Source organism: Micromonospora sp. DT68, assembly GCF_049847245.1.
In the GTDB taxonomy this organism is placed as follows: Bacteria; Actinomycetota; Actinomycetes; order Mycobacteriales; family Micromonosporaceae; genus Micromonospora; species Micromonospora profundi.
Window position 1 is genome coordinate 1 of record NZ_JBNCNZ010000015.1, and the last position, 24297, is coordinate 24297.

General features: G+C 72.6%; 18 protein-coding genes and 1 pseudogene. 9 read left to right on the forward strand and 10 right to left on the reverse strand.

Annotation, left to right across the window (positions count from 1 at the left end; translation table 11 throughout):
* Positions 1 to 141 precede the first annotated feature (141 nt).
* From ACPXB1_RS23575 to aroH, 5 genes are all read left to right on the forward strand, one after another.
* Positions 142 to 1203, forward strand: a complete 1062-nt coding sequence (locus ACPXB1_RS23575; protein WP_231640231.1) for a carboxymuconolactone decarboxylase family protein — start codon at positions 142 to 144, stop codon at positions 1201 to 1203.
* Entirely contained in the window at positions 1200 to 2930 is a 1731-nt protein-coding gene (locus tag ACPXB1_RS23580) for a DHA2 family efflux MFS transporter permease subunit (protein ID WP_053660716.1), read from the forward strand. The genes ACPXB1_RS23575 and ACPXB1_RS23580 overlap by 4 nt, the downstream gene beginning before the upstream one ends.
* 91 nt (positions 2931 to 3021) lie before the next feature.
* Positions 3022 to 4239 carry an acyl-CoA dehydrogenase family protein gene (locus ACPXB1_RS23585; RefSeq protein ID WP_053660718.1) on the forward strand — a complete coding sequence of 406 codons (1218 nt, stop codon included), beginning with the start codon at positions 3022 to 3024 and terminating at the stop codon, positions 4237 to 4239.
* Between the two features lie 73 nt (positions 4240 to 4312).
* Entirely contained in the window at positions 4313 to 5110 is a 798-nt protein-coding gene (locus ACPXB1_RS23590; protein ID WP_053660720.1) for a TIGR03084 family metal-binding protein, read from the forward strand.
* Positions 5111 to 5219: 109 nt separating this feature from the next.
* On the forward strand, positions 5220 to 5630 hold the full coding sequence (gene aroH, locus ACPXB1_RS23595; RefSeq protein ID WP_053660722.1) for a chorismate mutase: 411 nt from the start codon (positions 5220 to 5222) through the stop codon (positions 5628 to 5630).
* Positions 5631 to 5881: 251 nt separating this feature from the next.
* On the opposite strand, the gene ACPXB1_RS23600 is transcribed toward aroH, so the two are convergent.
* The 9 genes and pseudogenes from ACPXB1_RS23600 to ACPXB1_RS23640 all read right to left on the reverse strand — a co-directional run bounded on the left by ACPXB1_RS23600 (position 5882) and on the right by ACPXB1_RS23640 (position 16358).
* Positions 5882 to 7225 carry an extracellular solute-binding protein gene (locus tag ACPXB1_RS23600; RefSeq protein WP_053660724.1) on the reverse strand — a complete coding sequence of 448 codons (1344 nt, stop codon included), beginning with the start codon at positions 7223 to 7225 and terminating at the stop codon, positions 5882 to 5884.
* Between the two features lie 139 nt (positions 7226 to 7364).
* Entirely contained in the window at positions 7365 to 8060 is a 696-nt protein-coding gene (locus tag ACPXB1_RS23605) for a hypothetical protein (RefSeq protein WP_355593439.1), read from the reverse strand.
* Positions 8054 to 9403 carry a dihydrolipoamide acetyltransferase family protein gene (locus tag ACPXB1_RS23610; RefSeq protein ID WP_197281664.1) on the reverse strand — a complete coding sequence of 450 codons (1350 nt, stop codon included), beginning with the start codon at positions 9401 to 9403 and terminating at the stop codon, positions 8054 to 8056. The genes ACPXB1_RS23605 and ACPXB1_RS23610 overlap by 7 nt, the downstream gene beginning before the upstream one ends.
* A 2-nt stretch (positions 9404 to 9405) precedes the next feature.
* A complete protein-coding gene (locus ACPXB1_RS23615; protein ID WP_255353061.1) occupies positions 9406 to 10359 on the reverse strand; it encodes an alpha-ketoacid dehydrogenase subunit beta in 954 nt (317 codons plus the stop codon).
* Between the two features lie 93 nt (positions 10360 to 10452).
* A pseudogene (pdhA, locus tag ACPXB1_RS23620) lies at positions 10453 to 11529 on the reverse strand (pyruvate dehydrogenase (acetyl-transferring) E1 component subunit alpha); the annotation flags it as partial.
* A 37-nt stretch (positions 11530 to 11566) separates the two neighbouring features.
* Positions 11567 to 11782 (reverse strand): MbtH family protein, encoded by a 216-nt coding sequence (locus ACPXB1_RS23625; RefSeq protein ID WP_053660976.1) that lies wholly within the window; start codon positions 11780 to 11782, stop codon positions 11567 to 11569.
* 29 nt (positions 11783 to 11811) lie between these two features.
* Positions 11812 to 13548 (reverse strand): non-ribosomal peptide synthetase, encoded by a 1737-nt coding sequence (locus tag ACPXB1_RS23630; protein ID WP_053660728.1) that lies wholly within the window; start codon positions 13546 to 13548, stop codon positions 11812 to 11814.
* 133 nt (positions 13549 to 13681) lie between these two features.
* A complete protein-coding gene (locus ACPXB1_RS23635) occupies positions 13682 to 15070 on the reverse strand; it encodes an FAD-binding oxidoreductase (RefSeq protein WP_082377734.1) in 1389 nt (462 codons plus the stop codon).
* A gap of 49 nt (positions 15071 to 15119) precedes the next feature.
* Positions 15120 to 16358, reverse strand: coding sequence for an acyl-CoA dehydrogenase family protein (locus ACPXB1_RS23640; RefSeq protein ID WP_053660731.1), 1239 nt, complete (start codon positions 16356 to 16358; stop codon positions 15120 to 15122).
* Between the two features lie 401 nt (positions 16359 to 16759).
* On the opposite strand from ACPXB1_RS23640, the gene ACPXB1_RS23645 reads away from it, so the two are divergent.
* From ACPXB1_RS23645 to ACPXB1_RS23660, 4 genes are all read left to right on the forward strand, one after another.
* Positions 16760 to 18136, forward strand: coding sequence for a condensation domain-containing protein (locus tag ACPXB1_RS23645; RefSeq protein ID WP_053660733.1), 1377 nt, complete (start codon positions 16760 to 16762; stop codon positions 18134 to 18136).
* A 173-nt stretch (positions 18137 to 18309) separates the two neighbouring features.
* The gene (locus ACPXB1_RS23650) at positions 18310 to 19911 is read left to right on the forward strand and encodes a 4-hydroxyphenylacetate 3-hydroxylase family protein (RefSeq protein WP_053660735.1); all 1602 of its coding nucleotides are present in this window, start codon (positions 18310 to 18312) and stop codon (positions 19909 to 19911) included.
* A gap of 201 nt (positions 19912 to 20112) precedes the next feature.
* Complete coding sequence (locus ACPXB1_RS23655) at positions 20113 to 21693, forward strand: MFS transporter (protein WP_053660738.1); 1581 nt, start codon at positions 20113 to 20115, stop codon at positions 21691 to 21693.
* Between the two features lie 365 nt (positions 21694 to 22058).
* On the forward strand, positions 22059 to 23312 hold the full coding sequence (locus tag ACPXB1_RS23660; RefSeq protein ID WP_053660740.1) for an acyltransferase family protein: 1254 nt from the start codon (positions 22059 to 22061) through the stop codon (positions 23310 to 23312).
* 197 nt (positions 23313 to 23509) lie between these two features.
* On the opposite strand, the gene ACPXB1_RS23665 is transcribed toward ACPXB1_RS23660, so the two are convergent.
* Positions 23510 to 24283 (reverse strand): SDR family oxidoreductase, encoded by a 774-nt coding sequence (locus tag ACPXB1_RS23665; protein WP_053660741.1) that lies wholly within the window; start codon positions 24281 to 24283, stop codon positions 23510 to 23512.
* Positions 24284 to 24297 lie beyond the last annotated feature (14 nt).

The following is a 24297-nucleotide window of genomic DNA, read 5'->3' on the forward strand; positions in this document are numbered from 1 at the left end:
GCCCCTCGCCCCTCGCCCCTCGCCCCTGGCCCCCCCGCCCCCCCCCCCGGGGGCGCCGGTCCGGCGCCTTCCCCCCCCCGCGCCGCACAGGAGAGGACCGCCATGGCTCTACTGATCGCTCGGGCGACTCGGGGCGCTGCGATGAGGCAGATCCGCTACGTCGCCCCGGTGCCACCGCACGCGGCCACCGGCCTCGTGCGCACTGTGTACCGGCAGATGGAGCGGGATTTCGGCATGCTTGCCACACCTGTCGCGCTGCACGCCGCCGCACCGGACGTGCTCGCCGCGTGCTGGTCCCTGCTGCGCGAGACACTGCTCGCCCAGGGGACCGTCAGCCGCGCGACCAAGGAACTCGTCGCGGCGGCGGTGTCGGTCGGCAACGCCTGCCCGTACTGCGTGGACGTACACGGCGCGGCACTGACCGGACTGGCCGGAACGGACCGCGACGCCGCGGTCTTGGCGGCGGACCGGATCGACGACCTCCCCGACGCCGGGACGAGGGCACTGGCCCGGTGGGCGCGGGCCAGCGGCCAGATCGAGGGTCGCCCCACCCCGCCGTTCGCGCCGGCCGACGCGGCGGAGCTGATCGGCGTCGCCGTCGCGTTCCACTATCTCAACCGGATGGTGAACATCTTCCTGCCGGACTCGCCGGTGCCCGCGCCGATGCGCCGGCTCGGCGCGGACCGCTCGCGCCGGATGGCCGCCCGGCTCCTCGGCCCGCTCGCCCGCCGGAGGGTCGTGCCCGGCACCGTTCTGCCGCCGCTGCCGCCGGAAGCCTCGCCACCCGACCTTGCGTGGGCGGACGGGCACGCCACCATCGCCGACGCGGTGGCCCGGACGGCGGCGATCGACGCGGCGGGAGAACGCAGCGTGCCGGTCCGGGTCCGCTCGCTGGTGCTCACCCACCTGGTCCGGGGCACCGCGCCGCCCGGCCCAACTGAACGGCACCGGATCACCGAGGCTGTCGCCGAGCTTCCACCTGGCGACCGGGCCGCCGGCGAGTTGGCCCTGTTGACGGCGCTCGCCTCGTATCGGGTCACCGAACGGGAGGTCGAGGCGTTCCGGCAACAGCAGCCGGCCGACGCCACGCTTATCGACCTGACGTCCTGGGCGAGCCTGGCCGCCGCTCGGCAGGTCGGGCTGCGGCTCCGCGCCGATCTGGTCGCCGTGTCCGAGGCACGGGTCGAGGAGGCCGGCCGGTGAGCGAGCCCGCCGCGCGGCGCAATCCGTGGGTCGCGCTGGCGGTGCTGTGCCTGGGCAACTTCCTCATCCTGCTCGACACGAGCATCGTCAACACCGCAGCACCGCAGATCATGCGCGATCTCGACACCGGCATCGACGAGATCCTCTGGGTGTTGAACGCCTACCTCCTGGCGCTGGCGTCGTTGCTCATCGTCGCCGGCCGGTTGGGTGACCTGCTGGGCCCGCGCCGGGTGTTCGTCGCCGGACTCGCCGGATTCGCGGTGGCCTCCCTGCTGTGTGGGGCGGCGCGGACCCCGGGTGAGCTGATCGCCGCCCGGGCCGTGCAGGGTCTCGCGGCGGCCACCCTGCTGCCCCAGGCGCTGGTGCTCATCTCCGCTATCTTTCCGCCGGCCCGGCGGGGAGCCGCGTTCGGCATCTTCACCGCCGTGGCCGGGCTGGCGGCGGTCAGCGGACCCACGCTGGGCGGGCTGCTCCTGACCGACCTCGGCTGGCGCTGGATCTTCCTGATCAACATTCCGCTCGGCGTCGCCGGGGTGGTGGCCACGCTACGGCTGGTGCCGGATCTGCGATCACCCCGCCCGTCCGGCTTCGACCCGGTCGGCGTGCTGCTCGCCACGGCCGGTCTGGTCGCCGTCGCCTACGCGCTGGTCGAGGGCGAACGACTGAGTTGGGGTCCGGCGATCGGCGCCGTGACGGTGCCGATGATCCTGGTCGCCGGCGTGGTGATGCTGCTCGTCTTCGTCGGCTGGGAACGCCGGCACCGCGCACCGCTGGTGCCGACCCGACTGTTCGGCGACCGTACCTTCACCGTCGCGGTCGTCATCACAATGAGCACGTCGTTCGCGCTCTACGGCTTCCTGCTGGTCTTCGTCATCGAGACCCAGACGTTGCTCGGCATGAGCCCGCTGCTGGCCGGGGTCACCGCGCTGCCGTGGACGCTGACACTCAGCGCCGTGGCCCCCGTCGCCGGTCGCCTCACCGACCGGGTCGGCGGTCGGCTCCTGCTGATGGTCGGGCTGGCGGCGTTCGCGGCCGGGGTGTTCGCGGTGGCCGTCGTCCCGGGGACGGACGCCACCCCGGCGACGTTCGTGCTACCGCTGATGCTGGTGGGGGTCGGGATGGGGGCGGCCATCGCACCCACCACGACCGAGGCGATGCGGGCCGTACCACAAGTGCTGGGCGGGGCGGCGTCCGGCGTGCTCAACACCGCGCGTCAGGTGGGCGGGGTGCTCGGTGCCGCGGTCGCCGGCGCGCTGCTCCAGCACCGGCTGGTCGACGGACTGCACGCCAGCGTCACCGCCCGCGCCGAGCAACTGCCGCCGGAGTTGCGTCCCGCCTTCGTGGACGGCTTCGAACGGGCCGCCGCGCACGGACTGAATCTGGGCGCGGGCCAGCACGGTGGGGTGAGTCCGCCGCCCGGTCTCGCCGCCGGCCCGGCACAGCGGTTCTCGACGGCGGCGGCGGACGCGTTCGCCGACGCCTTCCTGCCGGCGGCGCGGGCGACGCTCACCCTGGTCGCCGTCGTCCTGCTGTGCGCCGCCGTGCTCGCCGCGTTCGTCAGGCGTCGGGCCACGGTCGCGCAGCCACCCGCCGTCGTACCCCCTGTCGCCGTGTCCACAGCCGGTGCGTCCACCCGCGACCAGCGCGATCGTCGACGACCGGCACCGCACCGGCACGTCCGCACGTCGGAAGGTGCGGCGGGAACAGGCCCGGTGCCAAGGTCGTGATGCGGATCGGCGCGCACCGGCCGGCACGGGTTCCTCCGCCACACGTCTTCCCCGCGAAACCCGTCCCGCCCGCCGATCGACGCGCCGCACCATGTCCTGCCCACGCCGTGACCCGAAGGAGCATTCTGTGGATCTCACCAACGCCCCGCCCCGGGCGGAGCTCGTGCGCCGCGCCGCCGAGCTTGCGCCGCTGCTTCAGAAGAACGCCCTCTGGCAGGAGGAGAACCGCCGCCTGCACGACACCACGATCGAGGCGTTGACCGACGCCGGCCTGCTGCGGATGCGGGTGCCCACCCGCTACGGCGGCTACGAGTCGGACATGCGCACCGTCGTGGAGGTGATCGCCGAGATCGCCCGGGGCGACGGCTCGACGTCCTGGACCCTGTCAGTCTGGGCGATCAGCACCTGGATGGCCGGCCTGTTCCCCGACGAGGTGCAGGACGAGATCTTCTCCGTGCCGGACGTGCGGATCAGCGGCATCCTCAGTCCGTCCGCGGTCGGCGTACCCGCCGACGGCGGCATCGTCCTCAACGGCAAGTGGTCGTTCAACAGCGGCGTCCAGCAGAGCTCGTGGAACACCAACGCGGCGGTCCTGGCCCACCCGAACGGCGAGTACGAGCCGATCATGGTTGCCGTGCCGATCTCCGAGCTGGAGATCATCGACGACTGGCACACGGCCGGTCTGCGCGGCTCGGGCAGCGTGACCACCGTGGCGAAGGACCTCTTCGTGCCGCAGGCGCGCGTACTACCGATGGGCCCGGTCCTGCAGGGCGTCCACCGGTCGGTCCTCAACGCCTCCTCGCCGGTCTTCCAGGCGCCGTTCATGCCGACCGCCTGCACCACCATCGGGGCCACCGCGTTGGGCCTCGGCCGCGCCGCACGGGACGCCTTCTTCGAGCGACTGCCCGGCCGCAAGATCACCTACACCAGCTACGAAAGTCAGGCGGAGGCGCCGCTGACGCACCTTCAGGTAGCGGAGGCGACGACCAAACTCGACGAGGCCGAATTCCACGCCTACCGGGCGGCGGACCGGCTGGACGGCAAGGCCGCCCGGTCCGAGCAGTGGACGCTGGAGGAGCGCGCCCGTACCCGGCTCGACCTGGGTGCGACGTGCCAGCGGACCAAGGAGGCCGTGGACATCCTGAACACGGCCAGCGGCGGCTCGTCGATCTACAACACGGTGCCGATCCAGCGCATCGAAAGGGACGTGCAGACCCTCAACCTGCACGCCATCATGCACCCCAACACCAACCTCGAGCTGTACGGGCGGATCGCCTGCGGCCTGGAACCCAACACCCTCTATCTGTGACGGGCCGGGTGGCCTCGACCGGACCGACCCGCCGAGGCCACCGTCCCTGCCCGACGAGCGGAAGGACCGACCCGTGACCCAGCAGGACGTCATTTCCGACCTCACGGCCGAAGGCGACGACATCGACCGTCTCGTCGCCGACCTCGACCCGGCCGAATGGTCGCGCCCCACCCCCGCCCCCGGCTGGACCATCGCCCACCAGATCGCCCACCTCGCGGCGACGTTCCGACTCGCGGGGACGGCGGCGGCCGAGCCCGAGGTCTTCCGGGCGATGACCGCCCGCCTCAGCAGCGACTTCGACGCCAACGTCGACGCCGCGATGGCGCCGTACCTCGCCGAGCCACCGGCGACCCTGCTCGACCGGTGGCGTGCCGAACGCGCCACCGCCGAAAAGGCACTCGCCGCGGTGCCGGCCGGTGAGATGGTGCCCTGGCTGGTCCGGCCACTGCCGGCCCCGGTGCTGGCCGCCGCCGGCATGATGGAGCTGTTCGGTCACGGCCAGGACATCGCCGACGCTCTGGCGGTACGTCGGCAGTACACCGACCGGATCGGTCACCTCGTCGGATTCGCCGTCCGCACGTGGGACTTCGGCTACCAGGCCCGCGGCCTGTCCACGCCGGACGTGCAGTTCCACTGGTCGCTCACCGGCCCGTCCGGGCAGCAGTGGGAGTTCGGGCCCGCCGACGCGGAGCAGCGGATCAGCGGGCCCGCCGCGGACTTCTGCCTCCTGGTGACCCGCCGGCGGCACCGCCAGGACCTGTCCCTGGTGGCCAGCGGACCGGACGCCGACCAGTGGCTGAACATCGCCCAGGCGTACCGGGGCCCGGCCGGAGCCGGCCGCACTCCCGGCCAGTTCACCGTCGGCGACTGACCGCCTCGATCCCGCCCGTCACGGCGCCCGGTTCCGCTCGGAGCCGGGCGCCGTCCTGACGGCCCCTGGCGACGCCGGCGTGCAACGGCCGGCGTGGAGAGGAGAATCCGTGTCCGCGCGCCGCAGCGGTCCGACCGGACCCGAGACCAGGCCGACGGTACGGGCGCTACGCGGCGCCGTGCAGGTGCCCCGCGACAGCCCTGATGACATCGCGCAGGCCACCGTCGAGCTGCTCACCGCAGTCCTCGAACGCAACGGGCTGACCGGGGACGACCTGATCAGCGTCCTGTTCACCGTCACTCCGGACCTGCGCACCGCCTTTCCGGCCACGGCTGCCCGCCGGATGGGCCTGCACGACGTGCCCCTGCTGTGCGCCACCGAGATCGGCGTACCCGATGCCCCGCCCCGGATCATCCGGCTGCTGGCACACGTGCACACCGACCGCCCGCGCGACGGCCTCCTGCACGTCTATCTCGGCGGAGCGGCAGCACTACGCCCCGATCTGCCTACCCTCGCCTGAACCCACCTCACCCGCGCCGCGCGCCGCGGCGCGGGTGCTGGGAGCACAGTCGGGGGGGGGGGGGGGGGGGGGGGGGGGGGGGGGCGGGGGGGGGGGGGGGGGGGCGGGGGGGGGGGGGGGGGGGGGGGGGGGGGGGGGCGGGGGGGGGGGGGGGGGGGGCATGGGGGTGGGGGTGGTTTTTTTTTTTTCCCCCACCCCCCCCTGGGGGGGCCGGGGGGGGGGGCCCGCCGGGGGCGACCGGTGGGTGGAGATCAGGAGACGCGCAGGCAGGGCGGGTTGCGGCGGGTGCCGTCGGCGGCGACGCAGTGGGCGTTGTACTCGTCGAGGAGTCGCTGCGCCTCCTCGGTCGCCTGGGTGAAGCGCTCGGCCGGGTCGGCGTCGTGCAGGAGCACGTCGTGCATGGCTCGCGCGTTCACGTCCTGCATGCCGCCGAAGTCGCCGAAGAGCGCGCCCCGGGCGGCCGGCGAAGACCCGGACGCGGCGAGCTGGTCGACACCGACGCGGGCGTGCGGGTTCTGCGCGAACCAGCCCTCCCGCTCCAGCAGGTCCACAGCGCTGAGGGTGATCGGCAGGTAGCCGCTGACCCGGTGCCGGTCGGCCGCGTTGCGCGGGCTGTTGAGGTACTGCATGAACGCCAGGGCGCCGTCCTGCACCGCCGGGTCGAGGCCTGCGGTGAGCCAGAGGGAGTCCCCGCCGATCAGGTTGCCCACGTACGGCGCCGCCTCGTTGTGCGGCAGTCGGGCGGCAACCACGTCGAAGCCACCGTCCCGGCCGGCTTGCACCAGGTGCGGCGCGGCCACCGAGGAGCTGACGGTGAGCGCGGCCCGCTGCTCGGCGAACGCCATGAAGGTGCCACCCCAGCAGGTGCTCGGGTCCATGTCCTCGGTGTAGAGGAAGTAGCCGTCCCGGTGCAGCTGTCGCCACCAGCCGACGAACGCGAGCATCTCCGGGGAGGACAGGTCGACCGTGCGGGCCCGTCCGGACCGGCCGTTGTCGTGGTCGGCCAACAGGCCGCCCTGCTGGGCGATCGCCTGTTGGAAGATCCAGCCGTGGTTGGGCCAGGTGATGGCGTACTCCGGGCCGTCGGGCAGGGCGGCCACCGACTTGCACGCCGCCGCCACCTCGGCCCAGGTGGACGGGACGGAGGTGACGCCTGCGGCGGCGAGCATCGTGGTGTTGGCGTACAGCAGGGCGGTGGACGCCAGGGTCGGCATCGAGGCGAGATCACCGTCGACCGTGTAGAAGTCGCGGACCCGCGGCAGGACGTCGTCGAGCACTACCGCCTCGCCCAGGATCTCCCGCCGGCCGGCGATCGCGCGGGTGACCGAGGTGAACAGCGGCTGACCCGCCGTGTCCACCATGTCACGTGCCTCCTGGGTGGCGGTGAGGTAGATCTGGGCCACCGCCGGCGCGACACCCCGGTCGGCGGCCTCGGCCACCACCCGCGGCAGGTCGTGGAAGTCGTGTCCGGTGACGACGACCTCGTACTCGGGATGCCGGGCGTTGAAGCTTGCCGCCATTTCCCGGGTCTGATCCAGGAAATGTGGCGTGTTGTAGTAATGGAGCCAGAACTCCACGACGGTTCTGCCGCTCATCGCTGTCGTTCTCCCTTCCGAGGACAGTTGTGCACTGCGTCCGCCCCCGCCGTTTCGGCATTTACGGAATTCGCTCGTTCCTGAGTCATGATTCGGGTCGGCCGGGCGGAGTCGCATCTCTGTGCGTGCGGTGCGGGCCTCACCGCCCGACCGACACCCAGGTGGCCTCCGCACGGGCGGCCACCGCTCCGTCGGCGCCGTACAGCGTGGTGCGCACCAACGCCTTGCGACCCTCGACGCGGACGGCCCGGCCGACCACGAGGCACACGTCGCCGGCCCCGGGCAGACGGTCGACGACGACCGCCAGCCGACCCAACAGGTGGGTCCGACCAGCCTTGATCACGGTCCACCCGCCCGGGCAGTCCAGCGCCGCCCACACGGCGAGCCGGGCCGGCACCCCGTCGACCGGCAGCACCACGGTGGCGGCGATACCGCCGTCTGGCGTCCGCCGGGGCCGGATCCGCAGGCCGTCCGGACGCCGGGGGCCGCAGACGAAGCAGGTGGGCAGGTGGTGCGCCCCGTGCCGGGCCACCCACCCGTCGGCGGCGTCGAGGGGGGCCGGCGGCACCGCGGGGATGTCCTCCCCCCTGGGTACGACAGTGGCGACCAGCCGGCCACCCGAGGTGTGCAGGACGGCTCCCGAGGTGCCCCCGCGTAACGCCAGCGGCACGTGTAGCGGGGCGGGGCTGTGCAGCGTCACCTCCGGCACCGGCGGCGGCGCGGGCAGGGCGGCGGCGACCAGACCGCACGTCCAGCCGCCGTTGCCCGCACCGGGCGGCCCGCCGTAGCGGGGTTCGACCCGCAGCCACCGCGTCGGCCCGCTCACGGTCAACACCGGGCCAGCATCCGGACCGGGTCGGCGAGCAGGTCGGCGACGTCGCGCAGCACACCGGAGGCGAGGTCGCCGTCGACCACGCGGTGGTCGAATGAGAGCGCCAACGTGGTGACCTTGCGTACGGCGAGCGCGCCCTCGTGCACCCACGGCATGTCGCGGATCTGGCCCACCGCGAGGATCGCCGACTCACCGACGTTGGTGAGGGGCGTGCCACCGTCCACTCCGAACACTCCGGTGTTGGTGATGGTGATGGTGCCGCCGGTCAGGTCGGAGGGGGTGGACCGCCCGGCGCGCGCGGTGTCCACCTGGTTCTCGATCGCCGCGGCGAGCGCCGGCAGCCGCAGCGCGTGGGCGTCCTTCACCTTGGGTACGAGCAGCCCGCGCTCGGTCGCCACGGCGATGCCGAGGTGGACGTGGTCGCGCAGGACGATCTCCCGGGCGGGCTCGTCCCACCAGGCGTTGATCATTGGTCGCCGCTCCACAGCGAGCAGCAGGGCCCTCGCCACGAACAGGAGAGGGCTGACCCGCCGCTGCTGGAACTCGGGCATCTCGCGCAGCCGGGCCACCGCCTCGACGGTCGCGGTGACGTCGGTCTGCACCCAGGTGGTCACGTGCGGCACGGTGGCCGCCACCTGGGTCATCGCGTCGGCGGTCGATCGGCGTACGCCACGGACGGGGATGCGCGTCGGCGTGCCGGGCGCGACAGCGCGCCTGATGTCGTCGCGGGTGATCGCCCCCGCCGGGCCGGTGCCGGCGACCGTACCCAGGTCGACGCCGAGGTCACGGGCCAGCCGCCGGGCCGGCGGTGTGGCCTGCACCGCGTTGCCGCCGGGCGCGACCGACGGCCGGGGCCGGTGGGCGCGCTGCTCACCGGGGCCGGCTTCCCCACCCGGGGTGAAGCCGTAGCCGACCAGGGCGGGCGCGCGGTGCGAGCCGGCGCCGACGAGCTCCGCGCGGTCTTCGGCCGGGTCGGCAGCGGCCAGCTCGACCGCCCCGACCGGCGCGGACGCGCGGGACGCGGCCAGCCCGACGGGCGCGGTGGCCGGCTCGACCGACGTGGCCGGTCCGGCCGAAGTGGCGTCCATCTCGGCGGAGTCGACGCTGACGGCGACGGCGATCAGCGGCGTGCCGACGGGCACCGTGTCGCCCTCGGCCACCAGCAGCTCGGCGACGCGGCCCGCAAACGGGCTGGGCAGCTCGACCGCCGCCTTCGCGGTCTCGATCTCGATCAGGATCTGGTTGATGGCTACCGTGTCCCCGGGCCGTACCCGCCAGGTGAGGATCTCCGCCTCGGTCAGGCCCTCGCCCACGTCCGGAAGGTTGAAGTGCCGTAGCTCGCCCATTGTCACTCCGCGGTCATCCGGTCCACCGCGGCCAGGATGCGGTCGACGCCGGGCAGGTAGTGGCTCTCGGTCCGCGACGGCGGATACGGCGCGGAGTAGGAGCCGAGCCGCTCCACCGGGGCCTCCAGGTGGTAGAAGCAGCGTTGTGCGACGCGGGCCGCCAACTCGGCGCCGAACCCGCTGAACACCGGCGCCTCGTGCACCACGAGGCAGCGGCCGGTACGCCGCACCGAGGCCAGCACCGTCTCCTCGTCCAGCGGATTGAGCGAACGGATGTCGATGACCTCCAGAGACGTCGGGGACGCCTCCGCAGCCTCCAGGCAGGTCTTCACCATCGGCCCGTACGTGAGGACTGTGACGTCCCGCCCGGGGCGGACCACTGCCGCCCGGTCGAACGGCAGCGCCCGTCCGAGGTCCGTGTCGACAGGTCCCCGTTCCCAGTAACGGCGCTTCGGCTCGAAGAAGATCACCGGGTCCGGGCAGGCGATGGCCTGCTGGATCAGGGCGTACGCGTCGCCGGGGCTCGCGCAGGTGACCACGCGCAACCCGGGCGTGTGGGTGAAGTACGCCTCCGGCGACTCGCCGTGATGCTCCGGAGCACCCACCCCGCCGCCGAAGGGCACCCGCACCACGACCGGAAGCGCGATCCGGCCGGAGGTCCGGGCCCGCAGCCGGGCGAGCTGGGTGGTGATCTGGTTGAACGCCGGGAAGACGAACCCGTCGAACTGGATCTCGCAGACCGGCCGGTAGCCACGGAGCGCCAGCCCGATCGCGGTACCCACGATGCCGGACTCGGCCAGCGGGGTGTCGAGCACCCGGCTCTCCCCGAAGTCCTTCTGCAGACCGTCGGTGACCCGGAACACCCCGCCCAGCCGACCGACGTCCTCGCCCATCACCAACACCGCCGGGTCCTGCTCCATCGCCTTGCGCAGGCCCTCGTTGATGGCTCGCGACAGCGCCCACGTGCGCGTGGTGTGCCCGGCGACCGGGGGCGGCGGTTCGACGACGACGGCGCGGGGCGGCGGCTCCGCCACGGCATCCGGCCGGTCGGCCCGCACCTCGTCGGCGAGCTGCTGGTGCCCGACGGCGTACACGTGCGACCAGATGACGTCCGGGGCCGGCTCGGCCAGGTCCAGGCATCGCCGGCGCAGCTCCGCGCCCCGCGCGTCGACCTCGGCGTCGACGTCTGCGAAGAAGGCCGGGTCGGCGGCTCCGGTACGGGTGAGGTGAGCGCGGACCCGGGTGATCGGGTCGCGCAGCCGCCACCGTTCCAGCTCCGCCTGCTCCCGGTAGCGGGTGGGGTCGTCGGAGGTGGTGTGCGGTCCCATCCGGTAGGTGACCGCCTCGATCAACGTCGGCCCCTGGCCGGACCGGGCGTTCTCCATCGCGGCCCGGGTGACAGCCAGGCAGGCAAGCACGTCGTTGCCGTCCACCCGGATGCCGGGAAAACCGAAGCCGGCGGCCCGCCGGTACAACGGCACCCGCGACTGCTTCTCGGTCGGCACCGAGATGGCCCACTGGTTGTTCTGGCAGAAGAACACGACCGGCGCGTTCTGCGCCGCGGACCACACGAACGCCTCGTTGACGTCGCCCTCGCTGGTGGCGCCGTCGCCGAAGTAGACGATGGCGGCCTCGTCGACGCCGTCGCGCTGGATTCCCATCGCATAGCCGGTGGCGTGCAACGCGTGGCTGCCGATGACGATGGCGTACGGATGCAGTCGGTGGGCGGCGTGGTCCCAGCCCGAGTGCGCGACGCCGCGGAACGAGGCCAGCACGTCCGCCGGTGGTACTCCCCGGCACCAGGCGACGCCGTGGTCGCGGTAGGTGGGGAAGACCATGTCCAGGGCGGTAAGTGCGCGCGCGGAGCCGACCTGCGCGGCCTCCTGGCCGAGCAGGGAGGGCCAGGCGCCCAGCTCACCCTGGCGGGCCAGGGCGAGCGCCTCGGCGTCGAGGCGGCGCACCAGCAGCAGGTCGCGGTACAGGCCGCGGAGGTCCTCGGTGGACACGTCGAGTCGGTAGTCCGGATGCTCCACCCGGTCACCGTCGGGGGTGAGTAGCTGGACGAGGTCCGGCTCGGGCGCGGGCGCCTCGCCCGTCGGTGTCTCGGGCAGGGGGTCGATGGTCATGTGCCACTCCTCCTCAGGGAACCGGCCGGCGGCGGGTTCAGGCCGGATGGTCGCGGTTCCGGGGCTGGCCGCCGGGCCACGGATCGACCCCGTGCGAGCAGACGTACGCCCGGCAGGTCGCGCGGTCCGTCGGACCGTGCACGGCCGTCCACCCGGGCGGGACGTCGATCGGGTACGGCCACAGCGACAACTCGCCGCCCGGGTTGACCAGCACGGAGAAGATGGCGTCGGAGACGTCGAAAGGGTTGGTCATCATGCTCTCCCGGCTCAGGTTCGCAAGGGTCAGGCCGCGACCGGGTCCAGGTGCCGCGCCAGCGCGGCAGGGCTGGGCGCGTCGAAGACCACGTCGATCGTGACCTCCAGACCCAGCACCGAGCGGATCCGACTGACAAGCCTCATTGCCTGCAGGGACTGCCCGCCCAGGTCGAAGAAGCTGTCGTCCGGACCGACCTGCGGCATGCCCAACACGTCGGCGAAGATCTCGCACAGTGCCCGCTCCCGCTCGGTGGCCGGCGCGCGGCCGGAGGCCGGAGCGGTCAGCTCCGGCACCGGCAACGCACGGCGGTCGACCTTGCCGTTGGAGGTGAGCGGAAGCCGGTCCAGCGTCACGACGACCGAGGGTGTCATGTAGTCGGGCAGCCGGCGGCCGACGTGCACGGTGAGGTCGGCGGTGTCGACGGGATCGCCGGCCGGGACCACGAAGCCCACCAGCCGGCGATCACCGCCCGGCGCCGGCACCGCGAGGACCGCGGCGTGCGCCACCGAGGGGTGCGTCTCCAGGGCCGCCTCCACCTCTGCCAACTCGACCCGGAAACCGCGGATCTTGACCTGGTCGTTGGCCCGGCCGCAGAAGTGCAGCACGCCGTCGGCGTCCCGGCGGACCAGGTCCCCGGTGCGGAACATCCGCTGCCCCGGCGGGCCGTACGGGTCGGCGACGAAGCTCTCCGCGGTGAGGTCGGGAGCGTCGGGGTAGCCCCGGGCCAGGCGTTCACCGGAAAGGTAGAGCTCGCCGACCACACCGTCCGGCACCGGCGCCAGCCGCTCGTCGAGCACCCGGTGCCCGACCCCGTGCAGCGGGCTGCCCATGGGCACCGCGCCGGACGGCGGCGTGGAGGCCGTCATCGGCGCGTGCATCGTGAACAGGGTGGCCTCGGTCTGGCCGTACGTGGCGCGGACGGTGAGGTCGGGGCAGTGTTCCAGGACCCCGCGCACCGCCTCGGCCGAGACGACGTCGCCACCGGTGAGCACCTCGCGTGCCCCGCTCAGGCAGGTCGGGTCCTCGTCGGCGAGGACCCGGAACAGCCCTGCGGTCAGGTGCAACCCGGTGACGCCGTGGTCGCGGATCAGCCGCCGCAGGGTCGCGGGATCCGGCACCCCGGGCGGGGCGACCACGACCCGGCCGCCGCGCAGCAGCGGCACCCACACCTCGTATGTGGACACGCTGAACGCGTGCGGTGCGAGCATCGGCACGACGTCGTGCCGGCCGCTGTCCCAGCACGGGTCGGCCACCAGGTCGAGCACCCCCCGGTGGGTCACCGCGACGCCCTTGGGCTGCCCCGTCGATCCCGAGGTGTACATGACGTACGCGACGCCGTCGGGTCGCGCCGGGACCGCTGGCGGCGCGCCGGCTTCGCTGGTTCCGTCGACGCGCAGCGTGCGGATCCCGATGGGCAGCGGGCGGTCCGCGGTGGCGGCGTGGGTGAGCGCCAACGTGGCACCGGAGCGGTCGAGGATCTGACGGATCCGCTCGTCGGGATGGGCCAGGTGCAGCGGCAGATAGGCGGCGCCCACCCGGAGCGTCGCGAGGAACGCGACCACCACGTCGGCCGAGCGCTCCAGCAGCACCGCCACCGGGGTCTGCGGGCGCGCGCCCCGGTCCGCCAGGCGGGCGGCCAGGCGGTCGGCCTCGGCGTCCAGTTCCCGGTAGCTGACGCGGCGCTGGCCGTCGACGACCGCAATGGCGTCCGGCGTCCGCAGCACCTGCGCGGCGAAACGTTCCTGAATGGAGGTGAATCGCATCACGCACCTCTTTTCCCCGACAGTTTTCAATGGCGCGAATTGGTGTTCCGACTTGCAGAAAGCGTCCCACCTGGATCACCGGGAGACATCTCCCGAATTGCCCTGACGGGGCGGGCGCGGTGGCGGATTCTGATCAGCGCACCGCTGACGCGTTCGGTGCGACGTCGAGGCGAAACAGATCGTCCGGGTCGACCCGGCGGCGGACCCGGTCGACCACGGCGACCTGGTCGGCGTCCAGGTGCAGCTGCGGCTGGTCGACGGTCTCGACGAAGGTAGGTGCCGTACGCCCGGTGTTCCAGGGCGTCAGCGTCCGGCGCACGGTCGCGCAGTGCCCACGGATGTCGTCGACCGTCACCAAACCGAACGGCATGCCCCCGCTGACGTAGGCGTAGCGGGCGGGGAGATGGTCGAGGATGCCGCCGTCCGGGTCGGGCACGGCCAGTGCCCCTCCGAGTTGACGCAGCTCGGCGTTGATCAGGGGGGAACCGGAGTCCGGCCCCACCGAGGCCAGGAACGCCGCCGCACCGGATTCGTCCAGCTCGTCGAGCAGCATGTGGTCGCCGACAAGCGGCACCGGCTCGGCCGGGTCCAGGTGGGTGGCGAGCACGTCGATCGGCCCGGCGGTGGTCCAGCTGTCCTGGATTGTCGGCGCCACGGCGCGCAGCGGACCGAGCAGCTCGTCGGCCACCCGCTGGGCGTCGGGCAGCTCGTCGGCGGTGGCCGCGAGCACCGCGCCGTCGACGCACACCACTGTTCCGGCGGACAGGGCAGACGGGATCACCCCCTCGATGGCCGGCAGGTTCATCACCCGAAACGTGGTCGTCGCCCGGTCCGGTGCGTGCCGGGTCCAGCCTCGCCACGCGTCCAGCAGGGCGGGCGCGTGGGCCGCCGGCCAGAACGCCGCGCCGGTCACCACGGCGGCCACCGGATGCAGCGCGACCTCGACGGCGGTGACCACGCCGAATCCACCGCCACCACCGCGCAGGGCGTGGAACAGCTCCGGATCGTTGTCCGCGTCCACGCGGCGGTACTCCCCGTCGGCGGTGACCAGTTCCACAGCCCGGACCCGGTTCCCCGCCAGGCCCACCTGCCGGCCGTAGAAACTGACTCCGCCGCGCAGCAGATAGCCGACGACGCCGACGGTGGGCGAGGAACCGTGCGGCGCGGCGAGCCCGTACGCGGCGGCGGCCTGCGCCACCTCGCCCCACCGGGTGCCCGCCGGCACCCGGGCCACCCGCGCCAGCGGGTCGATCGACACCCCGCCGGTCAGGCGGGTGCGTATCAGCAGGCCGCCGTCGACCGGCCGCGCGGCGGCGCTGCCGTGGCCCGTCGAGTGCACACGAACGTGCCAGCCGCGGCGGCGCGCGTCCAGGATCGCGGCGCGCACCTGCCCGACCGTGCGGGCGGTCACGGCGGCTGCCGGGCGTACGGGAGCCGCAAGGTTGAACACCTCGACGGCGGCCCGGTATCCGGCGTCCGCCGGGAACAGCGTCAGCCCGTCCACCTCACCGACATTGGTCACCACAGCCTCCAGGGGGTTCCGGCGCGCCGGTGGCCGGCGACGCGGGGTGTCAGCCCACCGCGAAGTGGGCCCGGGTGTACTCGCGGGTGGCCCGGGTGGGAAGGAAGACGGCGAAGCCCGCGTGGGTGTGCAGCATGGACATGTCGCGCCAGATCCGTTCCAGACGCTCACCGTGGCGTACCGCGCTCGAACCGGCCGTCGGGAACAGGTGCCGCTCGACGGCCTGCCAGCACAGCCGGATCACCTGTCGGCAGATGGTGGCCAGGCGCAGATCCTGCTCCCGGGTGAATGCCTCTGGTCCGGCGGCGCAGAGCGCGTTCCACTGGCGGACCGCGTCGCGCAGAGCGGCCTCGGCCGTCGCGATCATGCCGGTGGCCTCGCCGTACCAGATCTGGTAGTCGGGGTCCTCCGCGCGGCCGACGACCGGCGGGAATGCGGTCCGCCGCGACCGCATCAGCTCGCCGTAGACGTCCAGCGCGCCGTACGCCATGCCGATGGCGAGTGCGGCCACCTCGAACACCATGAAGCTGATCGGGCCGCCTCCGTACTGCGGGTTGCCGTGCAGCGTCCGGCCGGGCGTGCCTGCGCTCACGTCGACCTCACTGAGGTGGGTGTCCGGGAGGACGAACCTCGCGGGCAGGTCGGCGTCGACGGTGATGCTGTGCGATCCGCTGCCCCGCAGTCCGAGCTGCCCGCCCCAGTCGTCGAGTCGCCGCCACTGCTGCCGGGGTGCCACGAACAGCACCGGTCGAGGCGGCCCACCGTCGGTCGGCTCGGCCAGCGCGTGCCCGAGGAAGTGCGTGCCGTACGGCGCGCCGGAGCAGTAGTTCCAGGTGCCGGTGACCCTCCAGCGCCCGTCCGGGCCTCGGCGTGCGGTGCCGGAGGGAACGATCGTCGCCGGGCAGACGAAGTCGCCGCCGGCGAAGAGTTCCGCCTGGGCGGGCTCGTCGAACAGGGTCGCCACGGCGACCGCGTGGGTGGCGCCGAGGCAGTACATCCAGCCGGTCGACGGGCAGGCCCGGGCCAGTTCGGTAACCACGGCGAGGAAGGTGCCGATGTCTGTCTCGTAGCCGCCGTAGCGGCGCGGCACCAGCATCCGGTGGAACCCGGCGCGCTGGAACCGGGCGTGCACGTCCGAGGCGTAGAAGGTGCGGTCTTCGGTTTCGGCCTGCCGCTGGACCAGCAGCGGGGCCAGCTCCCGGGCGCGTTCGAGCAGTTCGGTGGGACTCGGGACGGGCTCCGGCGACGAGGCGGGCACCGACCCGGCCTGCTCCCTGACGACCGCCATGGCAGCACGCTCCTTCACCGTCGATCCTCGTCGCGTCCGCCGCGCCGGGTGGCGCGGACGGTCGCCCTGCCGCCGGTCCGCGGCCCGGCCAGCGTCACACCGCGCCGGCCGGACGGTCACCTTCCGGGTTGCGGTCTGCCGCAGGGGCCGGACAACGCCGCCGATGCCGACCGAGGGTGCGACCGCACCGCCGTCCGGGTCGCCCGGCGGCGCTGCGCACGCTGAGAGAAGGGGCGTCCCCGGGCTGCCGGTAGCGTCGATCGCGGTCACCACGGCCGTGCCGGCGCGCGCCCGGCCGTCGGGCCGCGCCGACCGCCACCACAGGCGGTGTCGGCTGGATTCCCCCGCAGGCCCCCGCAGGCCCGCCGAGCCCGGGCCCCGCACCGAAGGAGCCCCTCAGGATGGACACCGCGCCAAGCGTGACCACCGGCCGCCCACTGCTCAGCGGCATTCCGCTGTCGTACAACCAGGAGTTCCTCTGCGGTTTCGACCGCGGCGACGAGGAGGGCCCGTTCGGCCCGCACAACCACATCGTGCACGGCTGGCGGCTGCGCGGGCGGGTGGACGGCCCGACGCTGCGTTCGGCCCTGGGTGACCTGGTCGTCCGCCACGAGACCCTGCGGACCCGGATCGTCCGCGACGAAACCCAGCCGCACCAGGAGATCTTCGCCGCCGTCCTGCCCGACCTGGACGAACGCGAGGAGCGTGGCCTCGACGCCGAGGCCCGGGAGCTGCGGGTGGAGGAGCTGCTCAACGAGATCGAGTCCGGCGAGTTGCCGGTCGGCCGGCTGCCGCTGCTGCGCGCCACCCTGATCCGCTTCGACGACGACGACGCCCTGCTGGCCGTCGTCGTGCACCACACGGCGACCGACGGCTGGTCGGTGCGCGTCCTCGCCCGCGACCTGGCCGACCGGTACGCCGCCCGACGCGGACACCCGGGCCACGACCTGCCGCCCACCACCCCCTACCGGGAGTACGCACGATGGCAGCGGTCGCTGCCTGCGGAGTCGGCGGAGCCCGCCCGGCGGTACTGGCGCGACGAGCTGCGCGAGGCGCGGATCTTCGCGGTGCCCACGGACCGGCCCAAGTCGACCGGCCTGCCGGAGTCCACCGCCGTGTACCGGTTCCTCATCGACTCGTCGCTTGTCGCACCGGCGCTCCACGTGGCCCGGGCCACCCGCAGCACTCCGTTCATGGTGCTGCTGGCGGCCTTCACGGTGCTGGTGAGACGACGGACCGGCGCGGACGACGTCGTGGTGCCGACGTTCTCGCCCGGCCGCGCCGACGACCGGTTCACCTACACCGTGGGCCCGTTCTTCAACCTGCTGCCACTGCGTACCCGGTTCGAGGGCTGCCGGACGTTCCTCGACGTCGTGGCCCGCGTACGACGGTCCTGCCTGGACGGCTACGGCCACGACCTGCCGTTCCCGCAGATCGCCGCCGAGGCCCCCGAGCTGATGCTCCCGGTGATGGGCGACGACGGCGCGGCCTGCGTGTTCCAGGTCTTCCCGTTCCCCTTCGTGCTCGACGACGAGTGGGTGGGCGACCTCGTCTGGACGGAGATGCGTCGACGCCTGCTCTCCCAGCAGGTCGGTTCGGACGTGCCGAACGGCGCACTGTGGACGCTCAACCTCGATCCGGCCGGGGACGTGGTGGGCAGCGTGCAGTACAACAGCAACCTCTACGACGAGCGCACGATCATCGAGTTGGTCCGCGGCTACCGCGAGGTGCTGGCCGAGGTCGTGTCGGCGGCCGACGGCCCGCTGCGTTCGGCCTGACCGATGCCGCAATCGAGAAGACCCGTGGCGGCCGGGACCGCTGCCAGGATGAGGACAACCTCCACTCCGGCCGCCCGACGACGGCCGCGCACTCTCCGACGTTTCCCACCCGCCCGGATCGTGGCGTCGGCGGGCGCCCGCGCGCGAGTGGAGTACGACGCAGGAGGTGCCCGATGACCCAGGCCGCCCAGGCGCGCTCGACGGCCCCCGGCCCGGAGCCGGACGGCGGCACGGCCCGCCGGTCCACCCGCCCGCTCACCGGCGACGAGTACGTGGAGAGCATCCGCGACTCCCGGGAGATCTATCTGTACGGTGACCGGGTCCGCGACGTGACCACGCACCCGGCGTTCCGCAACCCGGTCCGGATGACCGCCCGCCTGTACGACGCGCTGCATGATCCGCAACACCGCGCCGAGCTGACCGGGCCGACCGACAGCGGCAGCGACGGCTGGACACATCGCTTCTTCACCACCCCGCACAGCGCGGAGGATCTGGTGGGCGCGCAACGGGCCATCGCGGCGTGGGCCCGGATGAGCTACGGGTGGATGGGGCGCAGCCCCGACTACAAGGCGTCGTTCCTCGGCACGCTGGGCGCCAACGCCGACTTCTACGACCCGTTCGCCGACAACGCCCGCCGCTGGTACCGGGAGTCGCAGGAGCGGGTGCTGTTCTGGAACCACGCCATCGTGCACCCGCCGGTGGACCGCAACCGCCCGGTGGACGAGATCGCCGACGTGTTCATCCACGTGGAGCGGGAGACCGACGCCGGGGTGGTGGTGAGCGGGGCGAAGGTGGTGGCCACGGGTTCCGCGCTTAGCCACTACAACTTCGTGGCGCACTACGGTCTGCCGATCAAGAAGAAGGAGTTCGCCCTGGTGGCGACAGTCCCGATGGACGCGGCCGGGGTGAAACTGATCTGCCGCCCGTCGTACGGGGCAGCCGCCGCGGCGATGGGCAGTCCGTTCGACTATCCCCTCTCGTCCCGGCTGGACGAGAACGACACGATCCTCGTGCTGGACAAGGTGCTGATCCCCTGGGAGAACGTCTTCGTCTACGGCGACATCGGCAAGGTGCAGACATTCGCCGGCCGGTCGGGGTTCGTCGAACGGTTCACCTTCCACGGCTGCACCCGGCTGGCCGTCAAGTTGGAGTTCATCGCCGGGTTGCTGGCCAAGGCCCTGGAGATCACCGGCACCCAGGACTTCCGGGGCGTGCAGGCCCGGCTGGGTGAGGTACTTGCCTGGCGCAACCTGTTCTGGGGTCTGTCCGACGCCGCCGCGCGCAATCCGGTGCCCTGGCGTAACGGCGCGGTGCTGCCCAACCCGCAGTACGGCATGGCGTACCGCTGGTTCATGCAGATCGGGTATCCGCGGGTCCGCGAGATCATCCAGCAGGACGTGGCCAGCGGCCTGATCTACGTCAACTCTGCGGCGGACGACTTCCGCAACCCCGATGTCCGCCCCTACCTCGACCGGTACCTGCGCGGCTCGAACGGCACGGACGCGGTGGAGCGGGTGAAGGTGATGAAGCTGCTCTGGGACGCGGTGGGCACCGAGTTCGCGGGTCGGCACGAGTTGTACGAGCGCAACTACGCCGGCAACCACGAGAACACCCGGGTGGAGCTGCTGCTCGGCCAGGTGGCCGACGGGCAGCTCGACGGCTACAAGGCGTTCGTCGAGTCCTGCCTGGACGAGTACGACCTGGATGGCTGGACGGTGCCCGACCTGTCGTCGATGGAGGACGTCCGGGCGCACCTGGCGCGCGGCGGTGGGTGACGCCGAGCGCGGTCGGAGGACCACGCGGACCGCCGTCGCGCGACGCGACGCACCGAGTGACGACATCAGCACCATCCGCGCCATCCATGGCGTACGATCGTCCGCATCTTGTGGACGGTGTCCACAAGATGCGGACGTCCCGCTGGCGCCCAGCGCCCGGACGAGCCCCGAGACAGCCCTGGGAACGAGGAAGGAACTCCCATGCACGATGCGACCCTGACGGCCGTGGGCCAGCGGGCAGGACGCCGACAGTGGTTGGGGTTGGCTGCGCTGGCCCTGCCCACGCTGCTGGTGGCCATCGACAACGGCGTCCTGATCCTGGCGTTGCCGAAGCTCAGTGCCGACCTCGCGGTCTCCGGCACGCAGCAGTTGTGGATCACCGACGTCTACGGCTTCATGCTCGCCGGCTGGCTGATCACCATGGGCACCCTCGGAGACCGGGTCGGCAGGCGCCTGTTGCTGCTGGTGGGTGCTGTCGCGTTCACCGCCGCGTCGGTGCTGGCCGCCTACTCCACGAGCGCGGAGATGCTCATCCTCGCCCGTGCGGCGATGGGCATCGCGGGCGCCACGCTCATGCCGTCCACACTGGCTCTGATCATGAACATGTTCGCGGACGCCAAGCAACGCGGGTTCGCCATCGCCACCTGGGCCACCTGCCAGTTCGTCGGCTCGGCCCTCGGCCCCGTCGTCGGCGGCCTCCTGCTGGAGCACTTCTGGTGGGGTTCGGTCTTCCTGCTCGGCGTGCCGGTGATGCTGATCCTGCTGCTGGTCGGTCCGGTGCTGCTGCCCGAGTACCGCAGCCCGGGCGCCGGGCGTCTCGACCTGGTGAGCGTCGCGCTCTCGCTCGCCGCCATCCTGCCGATCATCTACGGCATGAAGGAGTTGGCGGTGCACTCCGGCGCCGAGCCGCTCGTGCCGACCACCGCCATCGTCGTCGGCCTGATCTTCGCCGTCGTCTTCGCCCAGCGGCAGCGCCGCCTGGAGTCTCCGCTGCTGGACCTGAGCCTGTTCCAGAACCGGTCCTTCACCGTCCTGCTGTCCGCGATGCTGTTCACCGGCGCCGCGATGGCCGGTCTCGGCCTGCTCAGCAGCCAGTACGTGCAGAGCGTCGCCGGCCTGACTCCGGGCGAGTCCGGCCTGTCACTGGCCCCGATGGGCATCTCGATCGCGGTCGGCACGATGCTCGCGCCGGTCCTCGTCCGGCGGATCAAGCAGGGCACCGTGATCTCCGTCGGCCTCGCCATGTCGACGCTCGGCTTCGTGCTCATGACCCTTGTGGACGCGACCGGCGGATTGGTCGTCGTGGTGCTCGGCATCGTGCTCATCTTCCTGGGCGACGGGCCGCTTGTCGCCCTCGGCACCGGTCTGATCATGGGCTCGGTGCCGCCGGAGCGGGCCGGTTCCGCAGCCGCGATGTCCGAGACCAGCCTCAACCTGGGCGGCACCCTCGGCATGGCGGTGCTGGGCACGGTGGGCGCCGCGATCTACCGCGGCCAGATGAGTGACGCCGTGCCGGCCGGGTTGTCGGCGGACGAATCGGCGGTCGCCAGGGAGACGATCGCCGGTGCCACGGCCGTGGCCGACGGGCTGCCGGCCGGGCCCGCCGCGCAGTTGCTCGACGCTGCCCGGGAGGCGTTCACCACCGGGCTCAACGTGGCGGCGGCGATCGGTGTCGCCATCTTCGTGGTGTGCACCATCCTTATCGCCGTCACGATGCGGCAGCGCGACAAGGAGACCGTGGCGAGCGAGCCGACCCCCGCGGAGGAACCGGCGACCGCGTAAGTGTGATCGGGCACGAGCCTTCCGGCGTGCACGGCTGAGGTCCCCCCGGTCAGCCGCCGCCGGACTGCGGGCCGGTGGAGTGTGAACACGCACTCCACCGGCCCATTTTTGGTGCTCGGCGCCGGGCGCGTCGCTCGCGGCGGGAATGCGGCGCGGCGGGTATCCGCCCCCGCGCAAGGTGCGCAATCTGAAAGACGTGCGGTCAGTGACCTCGTTGCTAGTTTTCAGCAACCAGTCAGCCGCATCGACCGGAACTGGCGTCGAGCGGTCCTCGCCGGCAGCGCTGACGAACGGGAGCTGCGAGGTCGTACGCCAGGAGCGGTGACGCGGTTCGCCATCCATCCCGCTCCCGAAGGTAGCCTCCCATGACAGCTGGACAGGACGTCAGACCCACCCGGCTTCCCTCCCTGACCGGGCTGCGGTTCCTCGCCGCCCTCCTGGTCTTCATCAACCACGTGCAGCACCTGGGCATCTTCGCCAACGCGTCGGTGCAGAAGGGGTACGTCACGGCCGTCGAGAACGCCGGCCAGATGGGCGTCTCCTTCTTCTTCATCCTCAGCGGTTTCGTGCTGACCTGGGTCGCCCGGCGCGACGACACCGTCGGGTTGTTCTACCGGCGGCGGTTCTTCAAGATCGTCCCGAACCACGTCGTGGCCTACCTGGCCTCCCTCGGCCTGCTACTGGCAGCCGGGGTGCCGCTGATGGCACCCGAGGCGTTTGCCAACCTCTTCCTCATCCAGGCGTGGATGCCCAGCTCCGACTACATCGTGTACTCGATCAACGGGGTCACCTGGTCGCTCTCGGTCGAGTTGCTGTTCTACATCAGCTTCCCGCTGCTGATCCTGCTGGTGGGCCAGCTGCGACCGCGGCGGCTCTGGGCCTGGTTCGCGGGAATCGCAGTCGCGTCGGTGGTCCTCCCGCTCGTCGTCGCGCAGTTCCTGCCCGCCACCCCGAAGAGCCCCTTCGCCGGTCCCGACTCCTGGCCGGTGCTGTGGATCAGCTACTTCTTCCCGCCGATGCGCCTGTTCGAGTTCGTCGCCGGCATGATCCTGGCCAAGATCGTCCTGGCCGGCCGGTTCCCGCGGATCGGCGCGCTGCCGATGGCCCTGCTGACCGTCGCCGCGTACGTCCTGTCCGTCATGGTCCTCCCGCCCTACTCGGCGTACTACGTCTCGGCGCTCTACCTGGTGCCGATGGGCCTGCTCATCGCCGCCCTGGCCGTCGCCGACGACGAGGGCCGACGCACCGCGACCGGCAGCCGGCCGATGGTGTGGCTCGGTGAGATCTCCTACGCCTTCTTCCTGATCCACCTGTTCATCCTCTTCAACACCCACGGCGCGCTCGCCGGCCAGTGGGCGGGTTGGGGCGCCTACGAACGCAAGGCGCTCAGCACGCCGCTGGCGGTGCTGTTCATCCTGGCCGTGCTCGCCCTCTGCGTGCTGCTGTCCTGGCTGATGTACGCGTTCGTCGAACGGCCGATGATGCAGCACTTCTCCCGTCCGCGTCGCAGCGGACACCCCGTCGGCGCCGCCCCCACCGATCCAGCCGCCCAGCCCACCTCGCCCGCACCCGCCGGGTCGTCGGTGAACCCACCGGCGTCCACCTCCACCGGCGCCTGACCCCCTCTTCGTACGCCGCCTCCGCCCCGGGGCTCCGTCCACCGACGGATGACCCGGGGCGGAGGTCTGCCCGCGCCCCGCCCGACCCGACCGGGACGGCCCCGGAAGCGGCCGGTCCCGCAGACCGGACCGTGCCGGCGAACACGGCGAACGGCCAGGCCCCCGGGGGGAACCTGGCCGTTCGCCGAGCGCTGGGCTCAGTGGTGGTGCTCGCCACCGTTGACGTCGAGGCACTGGCCGCTGACCGCCCGAGCCAGGTCGGACATGAGGAACACCACCGCGTCGGCGACGGCGTCCGCCTCGGGCAGGCGGCGCAGGTCGATGTTCGCGGCCACCTCGTCGTACACGTCCTGCACGGATACGCCGCGCTCGCCCGCCAGGTGCGCGAACCAGCCACGCAGGGCGTCGGCCCAGATGTAGCCCGGCGCCACCGTGTTCACCCTGATGCCGCGCGGACCCAGCTCGGCGGAGAGCGTCTGGGCCAGGGCCAACAGGCTCGCCTTCGACATCTTGTACGCCCCGAACAAGGGCTTGGACTCGCGGATGACACTGGAGTTCACCATCACCACCGAGCCGGCGCTCTCCTCCAGGGCCGGAGCGAAGAGCCGGGTCACCCGCAGCGCGCCGAAGACGTTCGTTTCGAAGCCGGCGCGGACCGCGTCGAAGTCGACGTCGTCCAGCCCGACCAGGGGCGGATTGGCGAAGGCGTTGTTGACCACCGCGTCCACCCGGCCGAGGGTGCCCACAGTGGCCTCGACCAGGGCGGCGACCGACGCCTCGTCGGTGATGTCGGTAGGCACCGCCAACGCCCTCCGACCCTCCTTCTCGACCTCCTCGGCCACCTCGGCGAGCACCGACTCGCTCCGCGCGGCCAGCACCACGTCGGCGCCCCGGCGGGCGCTCTGCACGGCGATCGCGCGACCCAGACCGGGCCCGACGCCGGAAACCACCACAACCTTGTCCTGCAACATGCTCGGCTCCTCAC

Excerpts from the sequence above, each read along its gene's own strand:
- ACPXB1_RS23575 (WP_231640231.1), top strand. The coding sequence starts at position 142 with ATGAGGCAGATCCGCTACGTCGCCCCGGTGCCACCGCACGCGGCCACC.
- ACPXB1_RS23585 (WP_053660718.1), top strand. The coding sequence starts at position 3,022 with ATGTCCTGCCCACGCCGTGACCCGAAGGAGCATTCTGTGGATCTCACC.
- ACPXB1_RS23600 (WP_053660724.1), bottom strand. The coding sequence starts at position 7,225 with ATGAGCGGCAGAACCGTCGTGGAGTTCTGGCTCCATTACTACAACACG.
- ACPXB1_RS23610 (WP_197281664.1), bottom strand. The coding sequence starts at position 9,403 with ATGGGCGAGCTACGGCACTTCAACCTTCCGGACGTGGGCGAGGGCCTG.
- ACPXB1_RS23625 (WP_053660976.1), bottom strand. The coding sequence starts at position 11,782 with ATGACCAACCCTTTCGACGTCTCCGACGCCATCTTCTCCGTGCTGGTC.
- ACPXB1_RS23630 (WP_053660728.1), bottom strand. The coding sequence starts at position 13,548 with ATGCGATTCACCTCCATTCAGGAACGTTTCGCCGCGCAGGTGCTGCGG.
- ACPXB1_RS23640 (WP_053660731.1), bottom strand. The coding sequence starts at position 16,358 with ATGGCGGTCGTCAGGGAGCAGGCCGGGTCGGTGCCCGCCTCGTCGCCG.
- ACPXB1_RS23645 (WP_053660733.1), top strand. The coding sequence starts at position 16,760 with ATGGACACCGCGCCAAGCGTGACCACCGGCCGCCCACTGCTCAGCGGC.
- ACPXB1_RS23650 (WP_053660735.1), top strand. The coding sequence starts at position 18,310 with ATGACCCAGGCCGCCCAGGCGCGCTCGACGGCCCCCGGCCCGGAGCCG.
- ACPXB1_RS23655 (WP_053660738.1), top strand. The coding sequence starts at position 20,113 with ATGCACGATGCGACCCTGACGGCCGTGGGCCAGCGGGCAGGACGCCGA.
- ACPXB1_RS23660 (WP_053660740.1), top strand. The coding sequence starts at position 22,059 with ATGACAGCTGGACAGGACGTCAGACCCACCCGGCTTCCCTCCCTGACC.
- ACPXB1_RS23665 (WP_053660741.1), bottom strand. The coding sequence starts at position 24,283 with ATGTTGCAGGACAAGGTTGTGGTGGTTTCCGGCGTCGGGCCCGGTCTG.